Origin of the sequence: Amycolatopsis sp. WAC 01375 (assembly GCF_003947325.1) — a bacterium.
Lineage (GTDB): Bacteria > Actinomycetota > Actinomycetes > Mycobacteriales > Pseudonocardiaceae > Amycolatopsis.
The window spans coordinates 49,845-72,014 of sequence record NZ_QHHW01000043.1 but is presented as its reverse complement, the minus strand read 5'-3'; the positions used below and the strand labels follow the sequence as shown (position 1 = coordinate 72,014).

The following is a 22,170-nucleotide window of genomic DNA, read 5'->3' as shown; positions in this document are numbered from 1 at the left end:
CTTCTCGGGCGCCGGAGGTCCCCGCCCCGATCGAAGGCGTCAAGAAGCAGGATGTGAGCGCGCCATCGTCGCGAAGCGGGCACTTGACGCGACGGAATCCTCATGGGCAGGGCGGACGCTAGCTCGCACCAACTCCACCCAGGAAGGGGTCGACGAGCAGATCCGCCGCACGCGGAGCGGCCATGTCCTCCTTCGAGGCAGATGGAGGGGCTGGATCAGCAGAGCGGTCCGCATCGCCAACGACTCGGAGTACGGGCTCTCCGGCGGTGTCTGGTCGGCCGACGAGGGTCGTGCGCTCGCCGTCGTACGGCGGATCCGCACCGGCACGGTCACGTCGACGGTGCATCTATCGGGTTCGACGGCCCCTTCGGTGGCTTCAAGGCCAGTGGCCTCGGCCGTGAATACGGTGCCGCGGGCCCTCGCTCTGTACGTCGAGCTCAAGACCGTCACCGTGAACGTCAGGGGAGCTTGACGGTGATCCGCTGGTCGGCGGCCACGATCCGCTGGAGCCGGAACCGGCAGAGGGTGTAGAACATCTCACCCAGTTCCTCGGGGTCGATACGTCCTTCGAGGTCGCGTTTGCTCGCGTTGAGCACCCGGCTGATCATGGTCGAGGACACGCGGCCGCCGAATTCGCCCGTCAGCCAGACACCGATTTCGCCGATCTCGTCCATGATCGTGCGCTGCGCGGTCATCAGCCGTACCCCTCTGCGTCGGAGTGTCGCCGGGATTGCCCCGGCGACACTCCGACGTGCGACCAAAACCCCCATGACGGGAAAGCCGTGAGATTGCTCTGCCCGGCCTAACGCCTGTCGGTTGCACGGAACCGTGCAGCGGGCCCCAGCGATCTCCGGGGAAACCCCGATGTGATCGACATCCGGGTGTGTCAGCCTCAATGGTGACCATTGTGGACAGTCGGAAAGGAGAGTTCACGCGTAGTGGCCCCAGCAAGGGATGAAGAAGTCGAGCAGTGGATAGCGGAGTTGACGGCCCTCAGTGAGCTGTATCGGTCGGCGGAGACCGCGGGCTCGACGGAGGCGGTGTCACACGCCGGATGGCACACCGGCGCACGGCTCTTGGCGGGCAGCGCGAACGGGCGGCTGCTGGCCTACAACGATTCGGGCGCCGAGGCGGAGTGCGTCTTCCGGGAGGGAGAGAGCACGCTGTTCAACATCATGAGCAGAGGGTACGGAAGTGACACCACCGAGCGCGGATTCGCGGTCTGGAGCAGCAGGCCGGGTGTTCTCGGGGCGATCGACGCCGGGGTGAGCCGCCTGGAGGTCGCCGATGCGGGTGGCGCCGTCGTCGGAGCCGACATCGTGGCTCATACCTTCGCGGTGGACGTCGACCTGGGGCCGGTGCCCCAGACGGTCGACGAAGTGTTCGCGCCGTGGGAGCCGCCGGAGTTGACGGTCCGGGTGTACGGCGAGGATGACTCGTTGCGGTACGAGGGTCCGTTGCTGACGTCCTGAGAAGTTACGTGAAGAGGCCCCCTTCATCGCGTCTCGCGACGAAGGGGGCCTCTTCACGTACTTGAGGATCAGCCGTTCGGAGTGGTGATCACCGCGAACTTCGACCCCTGGCTCGCGATCCGCTCGCTGAGATCGGTGGTGATCGTCTCGATCGGCGCGTAGTTGTTCAGCTCACCGGCCTGGCAGGAGCCCGACCGGGACTGCTGGTTGCCGACCAGGATGCCCAGCGCCGCGTGATCGGCCTGGCTGAACAGCGGTCCGCCGCTGTCGCCGGGACGGGCGCACAGGTCGGTGTTGATGCCGACGTCCGTGGACAGGACACGACCGCAGCGGGTTCCGACCAGGTAGCCGGCGCCCGCGCCGCTGTCCACGGAATCGGGGTAGTTCACCGCGCTCGACGCGGTCCCCGAGGCGCAGACGACCCAGCCCGCCTTGATGTCGGCGAGCTTGTGCGCGCCGGTGATGTACTCGTCGACCGAGGTGGCCTGCGCGCCGCACGGGGTGTCACCGTTGCTGTCCATGCCACCGTTGCGGCAGTACTTCAGCACCCGGTTGCGGCCGGTCTGGCCTTCGAGCCAGTTCGTCGCCGCCGCGTCGTTGACGTACGGCAAGGCCGCGTAGTCGTACGGGTACGAGCTCTTCTCGATGCCGTGCTGCTGCAGCACATCGTTGCCGTTGTGCTGAGTCGGCGTGTTGTTGGTCTTCGTCCGCATGCAGTGTCCCGCGGTCAGCACCCAGCCCTTGCCGGGGAAACCGCCGCCGGTGGACCGCAGGTTGAAACCGCTGGTGCAGCCGCCCCAGGTGCCGTTGTCCCGCTTCATATCCAGCCGGATTCCGCCGCGCATCGGGCCGTAACCGGTGCAGTAAAGCGGATGACAGAAACCCAAGTCCACGTTCGGCGTGGAGAGCGCGTTGGGATTCGCCAGCACGCGCGACACGACCATGCCGGATTCCGCCGCCGCGGCCGTGCGAGCGGTGTCGACTTCGGCGGCGACGGCGCGCATGGCCGCCTTCTCCTGTGCCACCCAGCCGCGTTCCCACAGCACGACCCGGTTCTCGGACTCGCTCACCGCCGGAAGGTAGACGGCTTCCGGCCCGGCGCCGACCTTCGCGGCGACGCGTTCCTTCGCCGCCGTGAGCTGCTGCAACGAGTGCTGGACCCGTTGTGTGCGAACGTCGGAACGGGCGGGCATCGCCCGCAGATACGGTTCGGCGGCCGCGGGCTCGGTCATCGCCACGACCAGCTGTCCCTTTTCCTGGTCGAGCCACATGCCGCCGTACTCGGCGCCGCGATCGCGGCGCAGCAGCTCGTCCAGCTTGACACCGTCGGTCTGCAATTCCAGACGGCGTATCGCCTCCTGTTCGTCGACCTGGTAGTTCTCGACCAGGTAACGCACCGACTCCCGCACCGAAGCGGGGTCGAGCGTGGTGTGGAACGACTGCACGGTGCCCGCCGACGCCGGGCTGCTCAATGCCGTGGCCGCTGCCAGCACCGAAACGGCCACGGCCCCCAGTCTTCTAGCTGTCCGCACGAGATCTCCTCACATGTCGGGACTTCGCGATCATTCAACCGGAGGTCGCCGGCCGGATGTGGAGAATTTCCGACTATGTCGAAGCCCCGTGCCGGCGACGCGACCGGCACGGGGCGTGGGTTCGGGCTACAGACTCGGCTCGCGCCGGTGTTTTCCTTGGCGGGCTTTGACAATCCAGGCGCCGAAGAGGGTCAGAAGACCGACGAAGGTCCCCGCCGAAGCGCCGATCTCCGGTGTGCTGATCTTGATGACGCCGACGACGATCCCGCCGCCGATCGCCAGGAGGAGACACATCCGCAGCGTCGGCGCCCAGCCGGCGAGAACCGTCATCGCCAGGCAGAGCCAGCTGTCCCTGGTCTGCTCCTTGCGGTGGCGCCCGGGGCTCCTCAGGAGAGGCCGCGCCGCGCGGAGCATTTCCGCGGAGGTGGCGACCCGCCGCGCCGGCTTTTCGACGTGCTCGATGACGACTTTGACCCGTCGGGGCGGACCGTTGTCTGGTGTCTTCGCGTTATCAGGCTGTATGGTCACGGCTGTCCTGTCCTTGTTCTAGCGAGCGGGCGAATGGACATCCGCGTGGCCTCCTGTTACAGCAGGGGGCCACGCGTGCGTTACCGGTTCTTTACCGGTGCGGCTGAGAACATCTTGGCGAAAGCGGACTGTGACCGTTCAGTCGTACAGCGTGTGTCGCGCTGAACGGTATGCACGCGTCGCTCAACGGTCTGGGTGACCCAGAAAACTACTAAAAGTAGCGGGTGGCGCCGAATGGCCCAATGACGTCGAGAGGCCTCGACGGCCCGGCGACTTGCCTTTCCGGTGTCGAGCCAGGTCGTGGCGCGATCTGCCGCCGAGCTGATCTTCGCAGGTGGAGTACCGAATATTCGTCGTCGTGCGCGACGATTTGGCACTATGCAGAATGCTGATCGCAAGAGCGGGTTACGGTCAATTTCAGCCAAACCCGAGCATCCGTGCTCACGGTGGGTTCACTCGATCGGTCGTCCCGCCACCTGTTGTGACCTCACTCGGCTCACCAACAGCGAGTGACTGGTCTGACCGGGTGGTCACCCCTCGGACAGGATCTGTTCGCGGAGGATGTCGCCGTGCCCGGCGTGCCGCGCGAAATCCTCGATCAAGAGCAAATGGACGAACCGCAGGCTCACGTCGCCGACGCGGGGATGCGTCTTGATCTCGTCGAGGTCGAAGTCCGCGGCGATCACGCGGGAACGCGCACTGGCGCGCTCGAACTCGGCGATCACCTCGGCCAGCGTCTCGTGGTCCCCGACGACGAAACTGGCGTCGCCCGGCGTCGTGTCACCGTCACATTCGTTCTCGGGCACGCCGCCGAGGACGTGGTGGAACCAGATCCGTTCGGCGACCGCCGCGTGTTTGAGCAGGCCGATCGGTGTGGTCATCGACGCGACGAGCCGCCGTCGGGAGTCGGCTTCCGACAAACCGCGCACCGAACCGACCAGTTCGGCCCGGTTGCGGTCCAGCATGGCTTCGAGCAGCCGGCGTTCGGCGCCGATGGTGATTCGCGGGAACGACCAGGTCATCGCCGGCTCAACCAAGCAGCAGGAGTGCGTAGTAGGCCAGGAAGTGTTCGACCATGTAGGCACCGCCGGTGGTCTGTGAAAGTGAGGCATGGGTGTGCGCGTGCGTGGTCCCGAGTATGGCGGGGATCCGGTCGTCGCCCTCGGGGAGGGTGCACGCGAGACGGTGCCAGCACCAGGCGCGATGCAGATTGAGGCCGTGCAGGTGGGCGATCTGCCCGTCGGAAGGATCGGTCACGGTCGCCGGAGTGAAAAGTGACGAGGGTTTCCGCTCGGCGATGCCGGGCAGGAACCTGTCCAGCCATTCGGCGAATTCGGTCGCGGGCAGCAGGCGGGACATGAGTTCGGCTTCGGCGAGGGCGGGGGACAGGAAGTCGGCTCCGGACGGTTCCCAAGCACCCGGGTAGTCGTGGTCGGATCCGAACCAGCGCCAGGCGGTCTCGACGATGACGTCGCGCAGTCGTGAGTCGCCCTGCTCGGCGAGGTGACAGGCGTAGGGCAGGGCGCGGGACAACCCGAACGCGCCGTTGTCGTGCACCCCGTACCGGATCGGGTACGTGGTGCGCGGCAGCCAGCCGAGGTAGCGGGTCACGAAGACCGCGCTCAACTCTTGTAACGCGGCTGACCAGCGTGCGGCATCCGGGTCGTCCCAGGTGGCGGTTTCGAAAGCGAGTTCCAGCAGCGCGGACCAGCCGTACGGCCGTTGGGTGGTGCGGTGTTCCTCGGGGGCGAAGTAGGCGACCTCACCCGCGAGGGCGTCGACGGTCAGGTGTTGGTCGAGGCACTCGCGGATCTCCTCGGCCGGTACGAGTTCGGCGTGGTGGCGCAGCAGACGTACGAGCACCCAGAACATCTCCACACAGGAATGCCAGTCGAAACTGCCGTAGAAGCACGGATGCGACAGGCGCGGGGAGAGGATGGGCACGCCTTCGAGATGCCAGTGGCTCTCGTGGTGCGGGTACTCGCGCACGACGTTCGACAGCGCGGTCCCGGCCAGTGCACCGGCATTCGCCTTCAACAGCTGGTCTCTTTCGACGTCCCATTCGGTCATCGGTCTGCTCCGGGGCTCGTGGGTGTTATCGAGGGGTAAGGCAAAGGTGGCACGGTCGGTGTCGGTGGTCGCACGAAGTACGTGAAGGGGTCCTTCACGTACTTGGGAAGGCCTTCACGCGCCATCGTGCTGCTGGGGCTAGTGGTTGACGGGACGGCACGTGTGATCAGACGGACGACACGCGTGACTGGATGGACGACACGCGCGCGGCCGGGTTTTTCCGTCAGGTAGAACAAGGGGCATGCTGGGTGCAATCGGATTCGTGCTGGTCATGCTGGGCGTCATCGTCGTGGTGAGCGCGATCAGTCACCGGATCGGCTTGCCGGATCCGGTGCTGCTGACCGTCGTCGGGCTCGTCTACGCCTTGCTCCCCGGGCCGAATCTGCATTTGGAACCAGAGTTCGTTCTCGACGTCATCCTTCCGCCGTTGCTGTACAACGCCGCGCTCGGTTCGAGTCTGCTGGCGATCCGCAGCAGGTTGCGCTCGGTCGTCAGTCTCTCGGTCCTGCTGGTGCTGGCGACGGCCTTCGCGGTCGGCGGGTTGCTGACCTGGCTCGTCCCGGCGATCCCGCTCGCGGCCGCGATCGCGCTCGGTGCGGCGGTGGCGCCGCCGGATCCGGTGGCGGCGCTGGCCGTCGGCCGCCGGGTCGGGCTGCCCGCGAAGCTGTCGACCCTGATCGAGGGCGAGGGGCTGCTCAACGACGCCACGGCGCTGACGGTCTACAAGATGGCGCTCGCTGTCGCGGTCGGCGGCAGTTTCTCGTTCGGGCTCGCGACCGGCGAATTCGCCTTGGCCACGATCGGTGGCCTGCTGGTCGGTGTGGTCGTGGCGTTCCTGGTGCGGTTGTCCCGCCGCGTCCTGGCGGATCCCCTGTCGGCGAACGCGGTCTCGCTGGCGACGCCGTTCACCGCCTACGTGCTCGGCGAGACCATCCACGGTTCGGGTGTCCTGGCCGTCGTGGTGGCCGGGTTGATCGTCGGACATCAGACGCCCCGCCTCCAGACGGGAGCGAGCAGGTTGCAGACGGGCGCGGTGTGGAGCCTGGTCAACTACCTCCTGGAAGGATTCGTCTTCCTGCTCATCGGCCAGCAGTTGCCCGCCGTCATCGCCGGGCTCGGTGGCTACCCGGCCGGTTCGGTGGTCTTGACCGCGGTGGTCACCGTGGGCGCGGTCCTGCTGGTCCGGCCGCTGTGGCTGGTGCTGACCCAACTCTTCCCGCGGCGGCTGCACGCCCGGCTCGGCAGCGCGGACGAAACGGGGGAGGCAGCGGAGCGGGCGCTGACGGTCAAAGAGATCGCGGGCTTGAGCTGGGCGGGCACCCGAGGGGTGATCACGCTCGCGGCCGCGTTCGCGATCCCCGTCGTGACCGCGGACGGCAGTCCGTTCCCCGCGCGCGATCTGCTGCTGTTTTCGGCATTCCTGGTGGTCTTGGTGACGCTCGTTGGCCAAGGGGTGACTTTCGGGCCACTCCTGAAACGGCTCGGCCTGCGCGCCGACGTCCAGGATCAGGCCCGGCTGCGTAATCAGGCACGCAGCGCCGCCGTGGACGCGGCGCTCGCTCGTCTGGACCAGCTCGTCGAAGAGGACGACGTGCCGGACGAGGCGGTGGCGGCGCTGCGCAAGAACCTTCAAAGCCGTCAGCGGCGCTACCGGGCGCGGCTGGCCTACCTCGAGGACAACCCGCTCACGCCCCGGGCTCCGGGATACGAGGCGGCCGTCCGCGCCCGGCACAGCATCATCGAGGCGCAGCGGGAAGAGCTCCTTCGCTGGCGTGACGCCGGCCGGTTGCCCGATGCCAGCCTGCGGATCCTGCAAACCGAACTCGACCACGAGGAGAACGCGCTGATGCCGTCTTCCGGCAAATCGTGAGAATCGATCTACCATCCAGGGGTGGACGAACGACCGATCACCACAGCGCAGCGCAACTTCCGGCGGGTCGCCGAAGAGCTCGAAACCATGGGGACCCAGGATCGTTTCACCTACATTTTCCGCTCCCGGTTGTGGAGTTCCTCGTCGGTCTCCGGGCCGGGTTCCGAGTCGGTCCAGACGCGGGAACTGAGCGACCGGCTGCCCGGCCTCCTCGATCGTTTCGGGGTGCGCACCCTGCTCGACCTCCCGTGCGGGGACTATGGCTGGCTCAGTGAAGTGGACCTCGACCTCGACCGGTACATCGGCGCCGACATCGTCCCCGACCTGATCGAGATGAACGCCGCGCGGTTCCACGACGATCCGGTCCACGAGTTCCGGGTGCTCGATCTGACCGGTGATCCGCTGCCGTCGGCAGACCTCGTGCTGTGCCGGGATTGCCTGGTGCACTTGAGTTTCGCCGACATCGAGCGGGCGCTGCGAAATCTCAGGCGAAGCGGCTCCCGGTACCTGCTGACCACGACCTTCACCGAGCTGGGCACCAACACCGACATCACGACGGGTGACTGGCGGCCGCTGAACCTGTGCAGGGAACCGTTCGGGTTCCCGGAGCCGCTGGCCGTGCTGGTCGAAGGGTGTACCGAAGAGGGCGGGTCCTATGCCGACAAGTCCTTGGGATTGTGGGAGATCGCCGCGATCGTGGACTGATCGGCGAGGTGCCTCACCGGAGTGGGAAGTCGGTTCCGTGTTCCTCCTTCGGGCGCGGGCCGCGGATGCGCCGCTCGCTCTCGGAGATGGCCACGTCGTTGATGCTCGCCTCGCGACGGCTCATGAGCCCGTGCTCGTCGAACTCCCACAGTTCGTTGCCGTAGCTGCGCCACCGCTGACCGGCGTGGTCATGCCATTCGTACTGGAACCGGACGGCGATCCGGTCGTCGGTGAACGCCCAGAGGTTCTTGCGTAGCGCGTAGTCCAGTTCCCGCTCCCACTTCGCGGTCAGGAACGTGACGATCTCCTCGCGGCCGCGGACGAACGTGTCCCGGTTCCGCCAGACGGAGTCCGGCGTGTACGCCGTCGCCACCCGGCGGGGATCGCGGGTGTTCCAGCCGTCCTCGGCCGCTTGGACCTTGCGCAGCGCCGTCTCCCGCGTGAACGGCGGGTAGGGCGGGCGATCTTCTGGCATCTTCGGCCTCCTCATGTTGAGAACGGGCGTTCTCTACGTCTGGCGCCTACGATAGGGAACGACCGTTCTCAACGTCAAGGGAGTCCCGATGCCGGCCGCCGTCACCGACGAGCAGAACCGCGTGGACCGCGAAGCCCTGCTAGACGCCGCCGAGGAACTCTTCTACGAGAACGGCATCCAGGCGGTCGGCATGGACCAGCTCCGCGCTGCGTCCGGCCTGTCGCTGAAGCGGATCTACCGGTTCTTCGAAGCCAAGGACGACCTCGTGGTGGCGATGCTCAAACGGCGTGATCAGCGGTGGCGGGGGAGCTTGGCCGCCCACGTGGAGCAGGTCCAGGACCCCCGCGAGCGGGTGCTGTCGATCTTCGACTGGCTTGGCTGCTGGTTCGCCGAACCCGGTTTCCGCGGTTGCGCCTGGATCAACGCCCACGGCGAGGTCGGTCCTGCCTCCGACGCGGTCCTTGCCGAGGTGCGAGCACACAAACAGGCGTTCCACGAGCAGATCGAGACCTGGGTGCTGGCCGCGGGGTCGGCCATGGCCGAGCCGGTGTACCTGCTCGCCGAGGGGGCGATCGTGACGGCGGGCATCAGCGGTGACCCGGCTCCGGCCCGGCAGGCGCGTGAGGCCGTCGCGGTGTTGCTCGGAAATCAGACCGCGCGGGCGATCGCGATCGAGCCGTCCAGCCTCGCGCCGCCTTCGTAGAACATGTACTCCTTCCCGTCCATGGTCCCGAACGAAGGAGCCGCGCAGCGCCCGTTGTCCGGCGCGCCCGACATCGGGGCATGGAAGACGCCGAGGTGTTCGCGCTTGCCGAAATCGGTGCCGACCTCGGTGATGAGCATGTTGCCGCCGGCTTCGATGTTCTCGTGGTAGATGACGTAGGTCGAGCCGCCACGTTCGGCGATGGTCGGGGCGCCGATGTTGCTCGCACCGACTTCTTCGGGACGGATCAGCGGGGTCTGCGAGAACGTCCAGTTCCGTCCGTCGGCGGACCAGCCCCAGCCGATCGAACGATGGTTGCTCCTGTCGTTGATCATGAAGACCATCACGAACTTCGCGCCGCGCGAAGGCAGGCTGTGGCGGAACACCCGCGCGTAGGAGGTCTCCGTGGTGCCGGCGGGCAGCATCGCGGTGGAGAGCACGACCTTGTCGTAGGTGAAGTGGATGCCGTCCTTCGACCGGGCGAGCCGGGTCGTGGTGTTCTCACCGTGGAAGTACAGCCACAGTTCGCGTGCGTCCTCGTTCCACAGCACGTGCGACGACGAGACGTGTGAGACGTCGTAGTGCGGATTCCAGGTCCTCTTGACGATCGGGTTGCCCGGGTATTCGGTGAAGGGACCTTCGAGGCTGTCCGCGTAGGAAAGGCAGATCCCACCCGGAGCGTCGTGCGGCGCGTAGTACAGGTAGTAGCGGCCCAACGGGTTCGCGACCCGGCCCGCGACACCGCGGATGCACGGGAAGATCAGTTCGCCGGTGGGGTTGTACTTCAGCTTGCTCTTGTCGAACGCGGTGCGCAGGTAGCGGTACTCCGGGAATCCGGCCGGTGCCGCGACCGCGGATCCGGCACCCAGAACGGGTATCGCGGCCAGGCCGAGGCCTACTCCGGCGGCTCCGCGCAGAGCAGCGCGGCGGGACAGTTCGGTCATGCGGACACTCCCTCTCGTCGGCGTTGACGTGCTCGTCCAACCATTCGGAGCGCCCCGTGCACCGTCAAGGCGCTAATACGTATTAGTCCTGCTCAATGGCGACACCGGACAGGATCGGCCCGTTTCCTTGATTTCGCCGGATCTCGCACAGATGCTCGGCTAAACCGCATTAGCACACCTGGAGGAGACGGAATGGCATCAGGACGCCGTCCGCCGCGGCAGGCGGACATCGCCCGCATCGCCGGGGTGTCACAGGCGACCGTTTCCGTGGTGCTCGGCGGGAACCGTTCCGTGCGGATGGCCGAGTCGACCCGGCGGAGGGTGATGGAAGTGGCTCAGGATCTCGGCTACGTGCCGCATCCGGTGGCCACCCGGCTCGCCCGGTCACGGTCGAACCTGCTCGGCCTCTACACGTTCCGGAGTGCGTTCCCTACCGACGAAACGGATACCTACCACCCGATTCTGTCCGGTGTGGAGGAAGAGGCGGCCAATCTCGGCCAGGACCTGATCCTGTTCACCGGCACCAGCGGACCGGGTGCCCGCCAGGAGGCCGCGATCCGCCGCACCCGGCTGGCCGACGGCTGTCTGTTCTTCGGCAGGCATGTGCCGGAGGGGCCGGTGTCGCGGCTGGTGGACGACGGGTTCCCGTTGGTCTACATCGGACGGCGTCCGGAACTCGGTGGCCGGATCCCTTACATCGGCGCGGATTACGTGACCGCGTCGGCGCTGGTGCTACGGCGACTGCTCGATCTCGGCCACCGCGAGATCCGCTATGTGCGCGAGGCCGACGAGGCGCCGTCGTCGGAGGACCGGCAGCGTGGAGTGCTGCGAGCGGCCCCACATACCGGCGTCGTCCGGTTACAGGGCATGGAGTTGACCGCGACGACCGTGCGTGGCTGGGTCGACGACGGGGTCACCGCCGTGGTGGTGGAGGGAACCGACACCGGCACGGCGTACCGGGCGGTCCAGCGTGCCGTCGACATGGCCGGACTCTCCACTCCGGACGATCTTTCGCTGGCGGTGCTCGGCGGACCGCCGGCCGTGAGCGGTTTCGAGGTCCCCATGCGGGAGATGGGCAGACGCGCGGTGCGGCTGCTGGTCGACCTCGTGACCGAAAAGACGACCGCGCCGCAGCAGTTGCTGCGATGCCCACAGGTGGACGGCGTACAGGTCGGCCCACCTCGATCCCGATAGGACCAACCATGTTCGAACTCGGCACCGAGATACTCGTCGCGGGCGGCGGGGTGGGCGGCGTCGCCGCCGCGCTGGCCGCCGCCTCGGCGGGGCATCACGTCGTGCTGACCGAGGAGACCGACTGGCTCGGCGGTCAGTTCACCGCACAGGCGGTTCCCCCGGACGAGAACCCGTGGATCGAACGCTTCGGCGGTACGGCCACCTATCGCGCTTTCCGCGAGGGCGTGCGCGATTACTACCGGCGGCACTACCCGTTGCGTGCCGAGGCGGCCGCGTTGGCCGACTTGAACCCCGGAGCAGGCAGGGTGAGCAAGCTGTGCCACGAACCGCGGGTGGCGCTCGCCGTACTGGAGGCGATGCTGGCACCCCACCGGGCCGCCGGGCGGCTGACCGTCTTGCTGAGGCATCGGCCGGTCGCGGCGGAGGTGAGCGGCGACCGGGTCGACGCCGTCACCTTCGAGGGGCCGGGCGGGGAGCGCACCACGGTGCGCGCGGAGTACGTGCTCGACGCGACCGAGAACGGCGACCTACTGCCGCTCACGGGCACCGAGTTCGCCATCGGTGCCGAAGCCCAGTCCGACCACGGCGAACCTCACGCCCCTGAGCAGGCCGATCCCGGCAATCTCCAAGGGATCACCTACTGCTTCGCCCTGTCGCACCACGCGGGTGAGGACCACACGATCGACCGGCCGGAGATGTTCGGCTTCTGGCGCGAATACCAGCCGGACTTCTGGCCGGGCCCGTTGCTCGGCTTCCTCGCCCCGGATCCGCGTTCGCTGGCGCCGGTCGGCCGCACCTTCGCCCCGAACCCGGACACCGATCCGCTGGCGGTGAGCGCGGACCAGAGCGCCGACGCCGGTGACAAGGAACTGTGGGGCTTCCGCCGGATCCTCGCCAGGAAACTGCACCGGCCGGGCGCGTTCGACTCGGACGTCACGCTGGTGAACTGGCCGCTCAACGACTACTGGCTGCGGCCCGCGGTCGAGATCGACGGCGTGAGCACCGCCGAGGACGTGGCGCTGGCGCATCACGAGGCCAAACAGCTCTCGTTGTCGGTGCTGTACTGGTTGCAGACCGAGGCGCCGAGGCTCGACGGTGGCACCGGTTTCCCCGGGCTGAAACTCCGCCGGGACATCGTCGACACGGAAGACGGCCTGGCCAAAGCCGCCTATGTGCGTGAAGCACGGCGGATCCTGGCCGTCACGACGATCGTCGAGCAGGACGTCTCACTCGACGTGCTCGGGCCCACGGGCCGCAAACGCCGCGAGGATTCCGTCGGCGTCGGCAGCTACCGGATCGACCTGCATCCGTCCACGGCGGGGGACACCTACGTCGACGTCCCGAGCGTGCCGTTCGAGCTGCCGCTCGGCGCGCTGCTGCCCCGGCGGATGCGGAACCTGTTGCCGGCGGGCAAGAACATCGGCACGACCCACATCACCAACGGCTGCCACCGGCTGCACCCCGTGGAGTGGAACGTCGGCGAGGTCGCCGGCCACCTCGCCGGGTTCGCACTGCGCGGAGGCGGCGAACCACACGCGGTCCGCGAGGAGCCGGCGCGGTTCGAGGAGTTCGCCCGGGTGCTGGACCGCGCCGGTGTCGAACGGCGCTGGCCGGAAGTCCGCGGTTACTGACCCATTCCCCAGGAGGTGCGGACAGTGAGGTCCGAGTCGTCCCAGCCCACTCCGGTTCGCGTCGGCATCGACGTCGGTGGCACGTTCACCGACGCGGTCGCCGTCGACGCGCGTACGTTCGAGCTGCTCGGCCAGGTCAAGGTCCCGACCAGCCACGACCACGAAGACGGTGTCGCCCACGGCATCCTCGAGGCGCTGGAGAAACTCCGCGCCGACGTCGGCATAGGCGCGGAGGACGTCTCGTTCCTCGCGCACGGCACCACCCAGGCGACCAACGCGCTGCTGGAAGGTGACGTGGCGACGGTCGGGATCGCCGGGGTCGGGACCGGTTTCGACGCCTTCGCCACGCGAAGGCTGGGAGCGTTCGCGAAGACGGAACTGGCGCCCGGGCGGAAACTCCCGGTGCGGTTCGCGCCGGTGCGTGACCTCTCCGACGCGGGCGCGGCCGTCGAGGACCTGGTCCGTCAAGGGGCTGAGGTGGTCGTCGCCGTCGAACCGTTCAGTGTGGACGATCCGGAAGGGGAGCGGACGGTGGCGGCCGCCGCGCGGGACCGCGGTCTGCTCGCCACGGCCACGCACGAGATCACCGGCCTCTACGGCCTCACGAAGCGGGCTCGCACCGCCGTGCTGAACGCGGGGATCATGCCGCGCATGGTGTCGACCGCCGACCTGGTCGAGGCGAGTGTGCGCCGGGCGGGCGTGACCGCGCCGTTGATGGTGGTCCGCGGCGACGGCGGGGTCATGTCGCTGCCGGAGATGCGGCGCCGTCCGCTGCTGACGGCGCTTTCCGGACCTGCCGCGGGAGTGGCGGGGGCGCTGATGGGGGAGAAGCTCAGCGAAGGGCTGTTCCTCGAGACGGGTGGTACGTCCACCGACATCAGCGTGGTCCGCCGCGGCCGGGTGCTGGTGCGTCACGCCCACCTCGGCGGGCACGAAACCTACCTGCCCGCGCTCGACGTGCGCACGATCGGCATCGGGGGCGGTTCCCTGATCCGGTTCTCCGGACGCGCGGTGACCGACGTCGGGCCACGCAGCGCGCATATCGCGGGCCTGCCGTACGCGTGTTTCGCGCCGGCGTCGGCCTTGGCCGGAGCGAAATTGGTCGCCGTTTCTCCACGGCCGGACGATCCGAACGACTACGTGGCGCTGGAGGTGGCCGACGGCAAGCGGTACGCACTCACCTTGACGTGCGCCGCCAACGCGCTCGGTGTCGTGCCTGCCGACTCCTACGCGCGTTCCGAGGCGGAATCCGCGCACTTGGCGATGGCACCACTCGCCGCGGCCCTGGGCATTTCGGCCGAGGAAGCCGCGCGGGCGGTGTTGCGCCAGGCGGTGAAGCCGGTGCGCGCGGTCGTCGACGAGCTGATCCGGGAGTACCGGCTGGACCGGCCGACCCTGGTCGGCGGCGGAGGCGGTGCCGCCGCGGTCACCCCGTTCCTCGGCGAGGATTCCGGGCACGAGTGGCGGATCGCCGCGCACGCCGAGGTGATCAGCCCGCTCGGCGCGGCGCTGGCGCTGGTCCGGGAGTCGGTCGAGCGGATCGTGCCCAGTCCCTCCAACGCCGACATCCTCGCCGTGCGGACGGAAGCCGAGGCCGCGGTCGTCGCGCAGGGCGCCGATCCGGCCGGTGTCGAGGTCGACGTCACGGTGGACCCGCAGCGCAACCTGGTGCGGGCGGTGGCCACGGGCGCCACCGAACTGCGCACGAAGGATCGAGCGTCCACAGTGGACGAGGAGACGGTCGGTGCCGCGGTCGCGCGCAGCATCGGTGTCGGGCGTGACGGGTTGAGGCACGTCGCGGCCACCGCGCACCATCGCGTGTTCGCCGCGTCCGCCCGGCGCCAGGGCCTGTTCGGCCGGTTCACGAAGCCGGTCCGGCACGTACGGGTCGTCGATGGCGAAGGCGTGATCCGGCTGCACGGTGCCGGGGCCGTCGTCGAGACCTCCGACGCCGGTGCCGCTCAAGGGCGGCTGGCCACGCTCGCCGATCAGCACACCCGCTACGGCGACGGCGGTTCCCGCGCACCGGCGGTCTGGTTGCTCGTGGGACCCAAGATCGCGGATCTGTCCGGGGTGCTCGACAGGGACCAGCTGCTCGCACTCGCCGGAGCCGAGCTGAAGACCCGGGCGAGTGACGAGCCGGTCGTCATGATCATCCAGGACCGTCGATGAGTGACGTCGATCTGGCCGTCTGCCTGCTGCGGGCGACGCCCACCCACGAGAACCGTTCCGACGAACAGCTGCGCACCTGGGCGGAGATCGCGCTGGCCTACGGCGACGAGCTGGCCGCCGGGAGCGATTCCGGCGACATCGAGGTCGTGGAACGGGAAGGCGGCGTCGGCGACCATGTACTGCTGCTCGCCGAGCATCAGCGCGGCACCGTCGTGGTGTACACCGAGGCCTTGCGCCGGGTGGAAGAACTGGCACAGGCACGCGGATGGCCGGTCACCCGCGAAGCACTGCGCAGTGCCGCCGTGGCACACGAACTCGCGCACCATCGGCTCGACGTGCGCGAGCTGAACCGACGGCTCGGTCATCTGGCGATCCGGCTCGGCCCGCTGCGGCTGCGCGGACACGTCGCCGGTGCGGAGGAGATCGCCGCGCACCGGTTCGCCCATCACCGCAGCGGTCTGGCCGTCAGCCCGCTGCTCATCACCACCGCGCTCGCGGGAGGGAACTGACCATGGGTATCGCGATTCTCGTCCTGATGGCGGTGGGCGTGGTGCTCATGCTCACCCGGGTGCTGCCCACCGCGTTCGCGCTGGTGCTGCTGGCGCTCGGCATCGCCGTACTCGCCGGGGCGCCGCTGGCCGGCGCGAAGGACAGCATCCTGACCGGCGTGCTCCAAACCGGCTCCGCGACGCTGGCGTCCACGATGATCGCCGTCCTGCTCGGATCCTGGCTCGGCACGCTCATGGACGAGACCGGTATCGCCGGCACGCTCGTGCGCAAGATCGTCGAGTTCGGCGGTGAACGGCCGTCGGTCGTCGCGCTCGGCGTGTTCGCCGTGTCGATCCTGTGCGGCAGCATCACCGGCTCCGCTCCGGCGGCCATGCTCGCCGGTGTCGTCGGCATCCCTGCCATGATCGCCGTCGGCGTCAGCCCGGTGGCCGCGGGCGGCACGGTGCTGATGGGCATTTCCGCCGGTTCGCCGCTCGAACTCGCCGTGTGGCAGTTCCTGTCCGACGCGCTGGGCTCGCCGGTCTCCGACGTCAAGTCGATCATGATCAAACTGTTCCCGCTGGCGCTCGTCGTGGGCATCGCGTACGTCCTCATCCAGACGCGGCGCGGCGCCCGGCACACGTGGGCGGTGAAACTGGACAGGCCGAAGGCTCGCGTCCGACGCGGCGACGCGCCCTGGTACGCGCTCCTGGCGCCACTCCTGCCGATCGTCCTCGCCCTCGGGTTCGCGGTGCCGATCGTGCCGTCCCTCCTGGCGGGCGTGGTCTACGCACTGGTGACGACGACCAAATGGGGCGAGCTCAGCGGACGCGGTCTGCGTTCGCTGTACAAGGCTTTCGACGTCGCGGCGCCGCCGATCGCGCTGTTCGTGGCGATCGGGATGCTTCTCGCCGCGGTGAAACTTCCCGGCGCGAAGGGCGCGCTGACACCGATCGTGGCGGCGATCAGCCCGTCCGGCGCGGTGTGGTTCGTCGTGGTCTTCGCCGCCCTCGTCCCGCTCTGCCTGTTCCGCGGCCCGCTCAACGTGTTCGGGCTCGGCGCAGGTGTCGCGGGCGTGCTGGTGACCGGCGGGATCTATCCGCTTCCGGCCGTCGTCGGGCTGATGGCGTCCTACAACCAGGTGTTCAGCGTCTCCGATCCCACCAGCACCCAGACGGTGTGGGCGTCGCAGTACGCCGGTGTCCGGCCTGAGCGCGCGATGGTCTCGACGTTGCCCTACACCTGGTTGGTCGGTTTGGGCGGCATGGTGCTCACGGCGGTGCTGTACCTGTGATCACGACGTCCGACGGGCTCCGGCTCGACCACGTCCGGCACGAAGGCGGCCCGGAGACCGTCGTGCTCGTCCACGGGATCACCGCGGACCTCGAGGAGAATGGACTCTTCACCGCGCTGGCCCCGAGGCTCACCGCGGCGGGATTCGCGGTGCTGCGGTTCTCGTTTCGCGGACACGGCCGCAGTGAGGGCCGGCCGAGGGACATGACCATCGCGGGCGAACTTCTCGATCTGCGTGCTGTGGTGGAATCGGCGGACGGACCCGTCTCGGTCGTGGCTTCGAGTTTCGGCGCGGTGAGCACGACACTGTCACTGGTGTCGCTACCCGTGTGTCGGATCGTGCTCTGGCAGCCGGTGCTCGACCTGCGGCGGACCTTCCTGGAGCCGGAGCTGCCCCGGGGTGTTGTCCTGTACTCGGACCGGACTTCGTTGGCAGAGAACGGGTTCCTGGACATCGAAGGACGGTTCAAGCTCGGGGCCGCGCTGTTCGAGGAGTTCGCTCGTCTCGACCCGCGTGGCGGCTTCCTGGCGTCCACGATGCCCGCGCTCGTCGTCCACGGTTCGGGGGACGAGCACGTCTCCCACGACATCGCGCGGGAGACCGCTCTCGCGCGACCCGCGACGGATTGGCACTCTCTTGCCGGCGCGGGGCACGGGTTCGGGAGTACCGCGCGGGAAGCACTCGACGTCACCGCGAGGTGGCTTTCGCGGGTCAAGGCCAGCTGAGCTCGCCTTCGCTGATGACGGGATGCCGTTCGCGGTAGGGCAGTTCACGGTCGTGGACGTAGTTGTCGAGCCGCTCGGCGATCTCGTCGAGGATCTCGGTCACGCACGCCCAGTCGGACCAGTAGATCCCGTCGCTGGCGTACCACTCCATGACGCAACCGTGGTGCTCGCCCGGCCGGAGGTCGACGCACAGCAGGCCTCCGTCGATGGCCCGGCCGATGGGGAGAATGGCTGTGCAGAACGGGAATCCGTCCTGTCCTGCCTTCTTGCGGTGCGTTCCTTCGGCGGTGCAGCAGTCCGGGTCGGGGTACTGCGACTGCCTGGCGTACTCGTCCTCGGCTCGCGTCACCGAAAGAGGCAGGTAGCCCTTCGGAATCAGGTACCCAGCTCCGCGGACGCGCTGGTCGTCGACGCCGTCCATGAGTGCCCACCAGGCGAGCAGCTCGGGTGGGAGTTCGAAGCCGACGCGGTTTCGGAGATGATCGAGGTCCGAGACCGGCGCCGGGGGCCGGATCTCCCGCGCGGTGACCGGCGCGTGTTCGGACAACAAGGCCATGATGCGCCGCCACGTCTCTTCCACCGGTGCCCCCTTCACTCGGCGGACCACCCTAGCGAGAATCGGCGGCCTCCGGCGCGAAAGCGGGCGATTGGATGTGGGCAGGCAGGCCCCACGCTTCCGCCACGCGCTCCGGGGTCAGCACCGAAGCCGGCGCGCCTTCGCCGACGAGGCGGCCGTCCTGCAGCAGCAGACAGTGATCGGCCCGGCCCGCCACCTCGAGGTCGTGCGTGACACGCAGGATCGTCGTGCCCTCGGCGACGGTGGCACGCAGGGCTTCGTCGATCAGGCCGCGGGCGTGCAGATCGAGACCGGCCGATGGCTCGTCGAGCAGCAACAGTCCGGCTTGCTGGGCCAGCCCCTGCGCCACCAGTGCCCGTTGACGCTGCCCGCCGGAGAGGGTGCCGATCAACCGGTCCGCGATCGACGTGATCTCCAGCCGCTCCAAGCACTCTCCGACGATCTGCCGGTCCACCTTGGACAGTCGTCGCCAGTGACCGCGGTGCGCCCAGCGTCCCATCGTCACGGTGGCGCGCACGGTGATCGGCAGCGATCGTGACACCTCGCTCTGCTGGGTCACGTAGGCGACGCGCCCCGGATTCCGCCGGGTCACCGAACCGCTGGTCGGCGGCAGGACACCCGCGACGAGGTTGAGCAGCGACGACTTGCCCGCGCCGTTCGCGCCGGCGACGGCGGTGAGCCGGGCCGACGGCACCTGAGCCGTGATCCCGCGCAGCACTTCGCGGGGCCCGTAGTGCGCGTGCGCGCGGTCGATCGTGAGTGCCGTTGTGTCCGGGGTCATCCCACCCTCTTTCAGATAATGACAATCATTACCACTATAGTGTGACGCGTGGAGTGGTTGTTGATCCCCTTCGAGGTGTCGTTCGTGCAGCGTGCGCTGGTGGCGGGAGTGCTCGTTTCGGCGGTGTGCGCCGTCGTGGGTACCTGGGTGGTGTTGCGCGGCATGGCCTTCATCGGCGACGCGATGTCGCACGGCATGTTGCCCGGCGTGGCGATCGCCTCGCTGACCGGTGTGAACCTGCTGATCGGCGCCGCGATCAGCGCCGGGGTGATGGCGCTCGGCGTCACGGCGCTCGGGCGTTCGCGGCGGCTGTCCGAGGACACCACCATCGGGCTGCTCTTCGTCGGCATGCTCGCGAGCGGCGTGATCATCGTGTCGCACTCGCGGTCGTTCGCGGTGGATCTCACCGGATTCCTGTTCGGTGACGTGCTCGCCGTCGGATCCGGCGACCTGGTGGGCCTCGCGATCACCCTGCTCGTCGTGGGGGTGGTGGCACTGGCGGGACACCGCTCGTTCACGGCGCTCACCTTCGATGTCCGCAAAGCGCACACGCTGGGGCTTCGGCCACGTCTGGCCAACGCGGTCCTGCTCGGGCTGGTGACGTTGACGATCGTCGCGTCGTTCCGCGTGGTGGGGACGCTGCTGGTGTTCGGCCTGCTCATCGCACCGGCCGCGGCGGCGCTCTTCTGGTCGCGGCGGATCACCACGATCATGCTCATCGCGGCGTTGCTCGGCGTCGCCGCCACGGTCGGCGGCCTGCTCGTGTCCTGGCATTGGGGCACCGCGGCGGGCGCGACCATCGCCGCCGGCGCGGTCCTCCTGTTCTTCCTTTCCGCGTTCCTGTCCTTCGTACGACAGCGATTCCGTTCCCTGACACCGGAGATCGAGTGCTCACGATGAAACTGAAAGCAGTGACGGCGGTCGTCGCGGCGCTGACCCTGGCGGCGTGCGGCGCGGAGCAGCCGAAGGAGGTGACCGCGGAAGTCCCGCACGGCTATGTCGAAGGCGCCGAAGAAGCGGCCGAGGCGCAGTCACGGCTGATCGTCGCCGACACGGACACCGGCGCGGTCCGCGTCGTGGACCTCATCACCGAGGAGGTGCACGAAGTCGGACGAGTCGACGGCGTGCAGGCCGTGACCAGCGATGGCCGCTTCGGCTACCTGACCGCTCGCGACGGCACCATCCGGGTGATCGACAGCGGTTCCTGGATGGTCGACCACGGTGACCACGTCCACTACTACCGGGCGAAGGTCCGGGACATCGGCGTGGCACCGGGCAAACAGCTTTTGTCGGCCTACAGCGATCCCGCCGTTTCCGCCCTGTCCTATTCGGACGGTACGACGACGTTGCTCGATCGGGCCGCGCTCGACAAGGGGTCCGTGACCGAACTGGGGAAGATCACGCGCGAACCGCACGCCGGGATCGCGATCCCTTATGGCGAGCACATCGTCGCCACGGTGGCCGACGCCGGAAAGCCGCTCGGTCGCGGAGTGCGCGTCCATGACCGTCAGGGCAAGACCGTGGCGGAGATCGATCAACCGTGCCCTGACCTGCAAGGGCAGGCGGTGACCCGGCGCGGTGTCGTCTTCGGTTGCGCGGACGGCGCTTTGCTCGTGACCGAAAAGGACGGTGCGTTCGCCGGGGTGAAGATCCCGTACCCGCGCAGTGTCACGGCGCAGGAACGCGCCACCGCGTTCTTCCACCGGCCAGGTGGCTCCACGCTCGCGGCGCGGGCGGGGGAGTCCGCCGTGTGGTCGCTGGACGTCGCGCGCCGCAGCTGGCAGTACGTCGAGACCGGACCGGTCGCCGCGGTGAACGCCGTCGGGGAGGGCGGCCCGCTGCTGGTGCTGTCCCGTGACGGAAAGCTGCGCTCCTTCGACGGGACAGGGAAGGAACAGGCGGCGATCCCGCTCCTGACGCCCGAAGCGGCCGCCGCCGAAGCTCCCACGATCCAGGTCGATACGACCCGTGCCTATCTCAACAACCCGCTTTCGGCGGAGGTGTACGAGATCGACTACAACGACAACCTCCGTCGCGCCCGGACCCTGAAGGTCGGCGGCAAGGCGGGTCACATCGTGGAGACCGGCCGATGAGGCGGCTGGCGCTCGCCCTGTTCGCGGTGGCGCTGCTGGCGGCGGCCGGATGCTCCGCCGGCGGCGGCAAGTCGGTCGTCGTCACGACGAACATCCTCGGCGACATCACCCGCGCCATCGTCGGCGATCAGGCCGAAGTGACCGTGTTGATGAAGCCGAACGCCGATCCGCATTCCTTCGGCATCTCCGCACAGCAGGCGGCCCAGGTCGAGCGCGCCGGACTGATCGTCTACAACGGACTGGGACTCGAAGAGGGCATGCTGCGCACCGTCCGCACAGCCGAGGAAAACGGTGTGCCGTCGCTGCCCGCCGGGGAGCGGGCGAACCCGATCAGCTACGCCGACAACAAGCCGGACCCCCATTTCTGGACGGATCCGGCACGGGTGCGCGACACGGTGAAGACGATCGCCGACGAGGTCGTCGCGCATGTCGACGGCGTCGACGAAGCGGTGATCCGCGCCAACGCCGAACGCTATCGCGGCGAGATCGAGGCGCTCGACGCCATGATGGCCGAGAAGTTCGGCAGGATTCCGCGCGAACGCCGGAAGCTGGTCACGAATCACCACGTGTTCGGGTACCTGGCCCAGCGGTTCGGCTTCGACGTCGTCGGCGCGGTGATCCCCGGCGGGACCACACTCGCTTCCCCCAGTTCCTCGGATCTGAAAGCACTCGCCGACACCGTCCGTGCGGCGGGGGTTCCGGTGATCTTCGCCGATTCCTCGCAACCGGACCGGCTCGCGCGGGTGCTCGCCGAGCAAGCCGGGCTGCATGTCCAGGTGGCCCCGTTGTTCTCGGAGTCGCTCAGTGAACCAGGCCAGGGCGCGGCCACCTATCTGGAAATGATGCGCGCCAACACCGAATCGATCACCACCGGTTTGACCCGTTCCTGATCGGAACAGACGAAAGGCACAGTGA

The 22,170-nt window shown here is 68.4% G+C and carries 22 protein-coding genes and 1 pseudogene; 14 read left to right on the top strand and 9 right to left on the bottom strand.

The window, feature by feature from the left end:
* Positions 1 to 223: 223 nt before the first annotated feature.
* Positions 224 to 472, top strand: a pseudogene (locus DL991_RS29610) (aldehyde dehydrogenase family protein); the annotation flags it as partial.
* Here the strand turns inward: DL991_RS29610 and DL991_RS29605 are convergent.
* On the bottom strand, positions 459 to 695 hold the full coding sequence (locus DL991_RS29605) for a hypothetical protein (RefSeq protein ID WP_125787645.1): 237 nt from the start codon (positions 693 to 695) through the stop codon (positions 459 to 461). The pseudogene DL991_RS29610 and the gene DL991_RS29605 sit on opposite strands and share 14 nt — an antisense overlap.
* Positions 696 to 983: 288 nt before the next feature.
* On the opposite strand from DL991_RS29605, the gene DL991_RS29600 reads away from it, so the two are divergent.
* A complete protein-coding gene (locus tag DL991_RS29600; protein ID WP_233599058.1) occupies positions 984 to 1,472 on the top strand; it encodes a hypothetical protein in 489 nt (162 codons plus the stop codon).
* A gap of 68 nt (positions 1,473 to 1,540) precedes the next feature.
* Here the strand turns inward: DL991_RS29600 and DL991_RS29595 are convergent, their stop codons facing one another.
* The 4 genes from DL991_RS29595 to DL991_RS29580 all read right to left on the bottom strand — a co-directional run bounded on the left by DL991_RS29595 (position 1,541) and on the right by DL991_RS29580 (position 5,602).
* Positions 1,541 to 3,004, bottom strand: a complete 1,464-nt coding sequence (locus DL991_RS29595; protein ID WP_233599057.1) for a trypsin-like serine protease — start codon at positions 3,002 to 3,004, stop codon at positions 1,541 to 1,543.
* 126 nt (positions 3,005 to 3,130) lie between these two features.
* Positions 3,131 to 3,532, bottom strand: coding sequence for a hypothetical protein (locus tag DL991_RS29590; protein ID WP_233599056.1), 402 nt, complete (start codon positions 3,530 to 3,532; stop codon positions 3,131 to 3,133).
* Between the two features lie 530 nt (positions 3,533 to 4,062).
* Positions 4,063 to 4,554 carry a DinB family protein gene (locus DL991_RS29585; protein WP_125787643.1) on the bottom strand — a complete coding sequence of 164 codons (492 nt, stop codon included), beginning with the start codon at positions 4,552 to 4,554 and terminating at the stop codon, positions 4,063 to 4,065.
* Between the two features lie 7 nt (positions 4,555 to 4,561).
* Complete coding sequence (locus DL991_RS29580) at positions 4,562 to 5,602, bottom strand: DUF2891 domain-containing protein (RefSeq protein WP_125787642.1); 1,041 nt, start codon at positions 5,600 to 5,602, stop codon at positions 4,562 to 4,564.
* A 241-nt stretch (positions 5,603 to 5,843) separates the two neighbouring features.
* On the opposite strand from DL991_RS29580, the gene DL991_RS29575 reads away from it, so the two are divergent.
* Together DL991_RS29575 and DL991_RS29570 are read left to right on the top strand one after the other, a co-directional pair.
* Positions 5,844 to 7,472 carry a Na+/H+ antiporter gene (locus DL991_RS29575; RefSeq protein WP_125787641.1) on the top strand — a complete coding sequence of 543 codons (1,629 nt, stop codon included), beginning with the start codon at positions 5,844 to 5,846 and terminating at the stop codon, positions 7,470 to 7,472.
* Positions 7,473 to 7,493: 21 nt separating this feature from the next.
* Positions 7,494 to 8,177, top strand: a complete 684-nt coding sequence (locus DL991_RS29570; protein WP_125787640.1) for a class I SAM-dependent methyltransferase — start codon at positions 7,494 to 7,496, stop codon at positions 8,175 to 8,177.
* Positions 8,178 to 8,190: 13 nt separating this feature from the next.
* On the opposite strand, the gene DL991_RS29565 is transcribed toward DL991_RS29570, so the two are convergent.
* The gene (locus DL991_RS29565) at positions 8,191 to 8,652 is read right to left on the bottom strand and encodes a nuclear transport factor 2 family protein (RefSeq protein ID WP_125787639.1); all 462 of its coding nucleotides are present in this window, start codon (positions 8,650 to 8,652) and stop codon (positions 8,191 to 8,193) included.
* Between the two features lie 88 nt (positions 8,653 to 8,740).
* On the opposite strand from DL991_RS29565, the gene DL991_RS29560 reads away from it, so the two are divergent.
* Positions 8,741 to 9,355, top strand: a complete 615-nt coding sequence (locus tag DL991_RS29560) for a TetR/AcrR family transcriptional regulator (protein WP_125787638.1) — start codon at positions 8,741 to 8,743, stop codon at positions 9,353 to 9,355.
* On the opposite strand, the gene DL991_RS29555 is transcribed toward DL991_RS29560, so the two are convergent.
* Positions 9,301 to 10,299, bottom strand: coding sequence for a hypothetical protein (locus DL991_RS29555; protein WP_125787637.1), 999 nt, complete (start codon positions 10,297 to 10,299; stop codon positions 9,301 to 9,303). The genes DL991_RS29560 and DL991_RS29555 overlap by 55 nt on opposite strands.
* Positions 10,300 to 10,491: 192 nt before the next feature.
* On the opposite strand from DL991_RS29555, the gene DL991_RS29550 reads away from it, so the two are divergent.
* From DL991_RS29550 to DL991_RS29525, 6 genes are read left to right on the top strand one after another with little or no spacing between them, the layout of a single operon-like run.
* A complete protein-coding gene (locus DL991_RS29550; RefSeq protein ID WP_125787636.1) occupies positions 10,492 to 11,493 on the top strand; it encodes a LacI family DNA-binding transcriptional regulator in 1,002 nt (333 codons plus the stop codon).
* Positions 11,494 to 11,501: 8 nt separating this feature from the next.
* On the top strand, positions 11,502 to 13,124 hold the full coding sequence (locus DL991_RS29545; protein WP_125787635.1) for an FAD-dependent oxidoreductase: 1,623 nt from the start codon (positions 11,502 to 11,504) through the stop codon (positions 13,122 to 13,124).
* 24 nt (positions 13,125 to 13,148) lie between these two features.
* Positions 13,149 to 15,296: a hydantoinase/oxoprolinase family protein gene (locus tag DL991_RS29540; protein WP_125787634.1), complete on the top strand. Its 2,148-nt coding sequence runs from the start codon at positions 13,149 to 13,151 to the stop codon at positions 15,294 to 15,296.
* Positions 15,293 to 15,805: a hypothetical protein gene (locus DL991_RS29535; RefSeq protein ID WP_125787633.1), complete on the top strand. Its 513-nt coding sequence runs from the start codon at positions 15,293 to 15,295 to the stop codon at positions 15,803 to 15,805. The genes DL991_RS29540 and DL991_RS29535 overlap by 4 nt, the downstream gene beginning before the upstream one ends.
* Positions 15,806 to 15,807: 2 nt before the next feature.
* Positions 15,808 to 17,079 (top strand): transporter, encoded by a 1,272-nt coding sequence (locus tag DL991_RS29530; RefSeq protein WP_125787632.1) that lies wholly within the window; start codon positions 15,808 to 15,810, stop codon positions 17,077 to 17,079.
* Entirely contained in the window at positions 17,076 to 17,804 is a 729-nt protein-coding gene (locus DL991_RS29525) for an alpha/beta fold hydrolase (protein ID WP_125787631.1), read from the top strand. The genes DL991_RS29530 and DL991_RS29525 overlap by 4 nt, the downstream gene beginning before the upstream one ends.
* Here DL991_RS29525 and DL991_RS29520 read toward each other — a convergent pair.
* Together DL991_RS29520 and aztA are read right to left on the bottom strand one after the other, a co-directional pair.
* The gene (locus DL991_RS29520; protein ID WP_233599055.1) at positions 17,791 to 18,384 is read right to left on the bottom strand and encodes an SMI1/KNR4 family protein; all 594 of its coding nucleotides are present in this window, start codon (positions 18,382 to 18,384) and stop codon (positions 17,791 to 17,793) included. The two genes, DL991_RS29525 and DL991_RS29520, sit on opposite strands and share 14 nt — an antisense overlap.
* A 28-nt stretch (positions 18,385 to 18,412) precedes the next feature.
* Positions 18,413 to 19,162 (bottom strand): zinc ABC transporter ATP-binding protein AztA, encoded by a 750-nt coding sequence (gene aztA / locus DL991_RS29515; RefSeq protein WP_125787630.1) that lies wholly within the window; start codon positions 19,160 to 19,162, stop codon positions 18,413 to 18,415.
* A 48-nt stretch (positions 19,163 to 19,210) separates the two neighbouring features.
* On the opposite strand from aztA, the gene aztB reads away from it, so the two are divergent.
* Genes aztB through aztC form a run of 3 tightly spaced genes read left to right on the top strand, consistent with a single transcriptional unit; the run spans position 19,211 to position 22,145 of the window.
* Positions 19,211 to 20,062: a zinc ABC transporter permease AztB gene (gene aztB / locus DL991_RS29510; RefSeq protein WP_125787629.1), complete on the top strand. Its 852-nt coding sequence runs from the start codon at positions 19,211 to 19,213 to the stop codon at positions 20,060 to 20,062.
* Positions 20,059 to 21,255 carry a hypothetical protein gene (locus DL991_RS29505; RefSeq protein ID WP_125787628.1) on the top strand — a complete coding sequence of 399 codons (1,197 nt, stop codon included), beginning with the start codon at positions 20,059 to 20,061 and terminating at the stop codon, positions 21,253 to 21,255. Before aztB ends, DL991_RS29505 begins: the two co-directional genes overlap by 4 nt.
* Positions 21,252 to 22,145, top strand: coding sequence for a zinc ABC transporter substrate-binding protein AztC (gene aztC, locus DL991_RS29500; protein WP_125787627.1), 894 nt, complete (start codon positions 21,252 to 21,254; stop codon positions 22,143 to 22,145). The genes DL991_RS29505 and aztC overlap by 4 nt, the downstream gene beginning before the upstream one ends.
* The last annotated feature ends 25 nt before the right edge of the window (positions 22,146 to 22,170 follow it).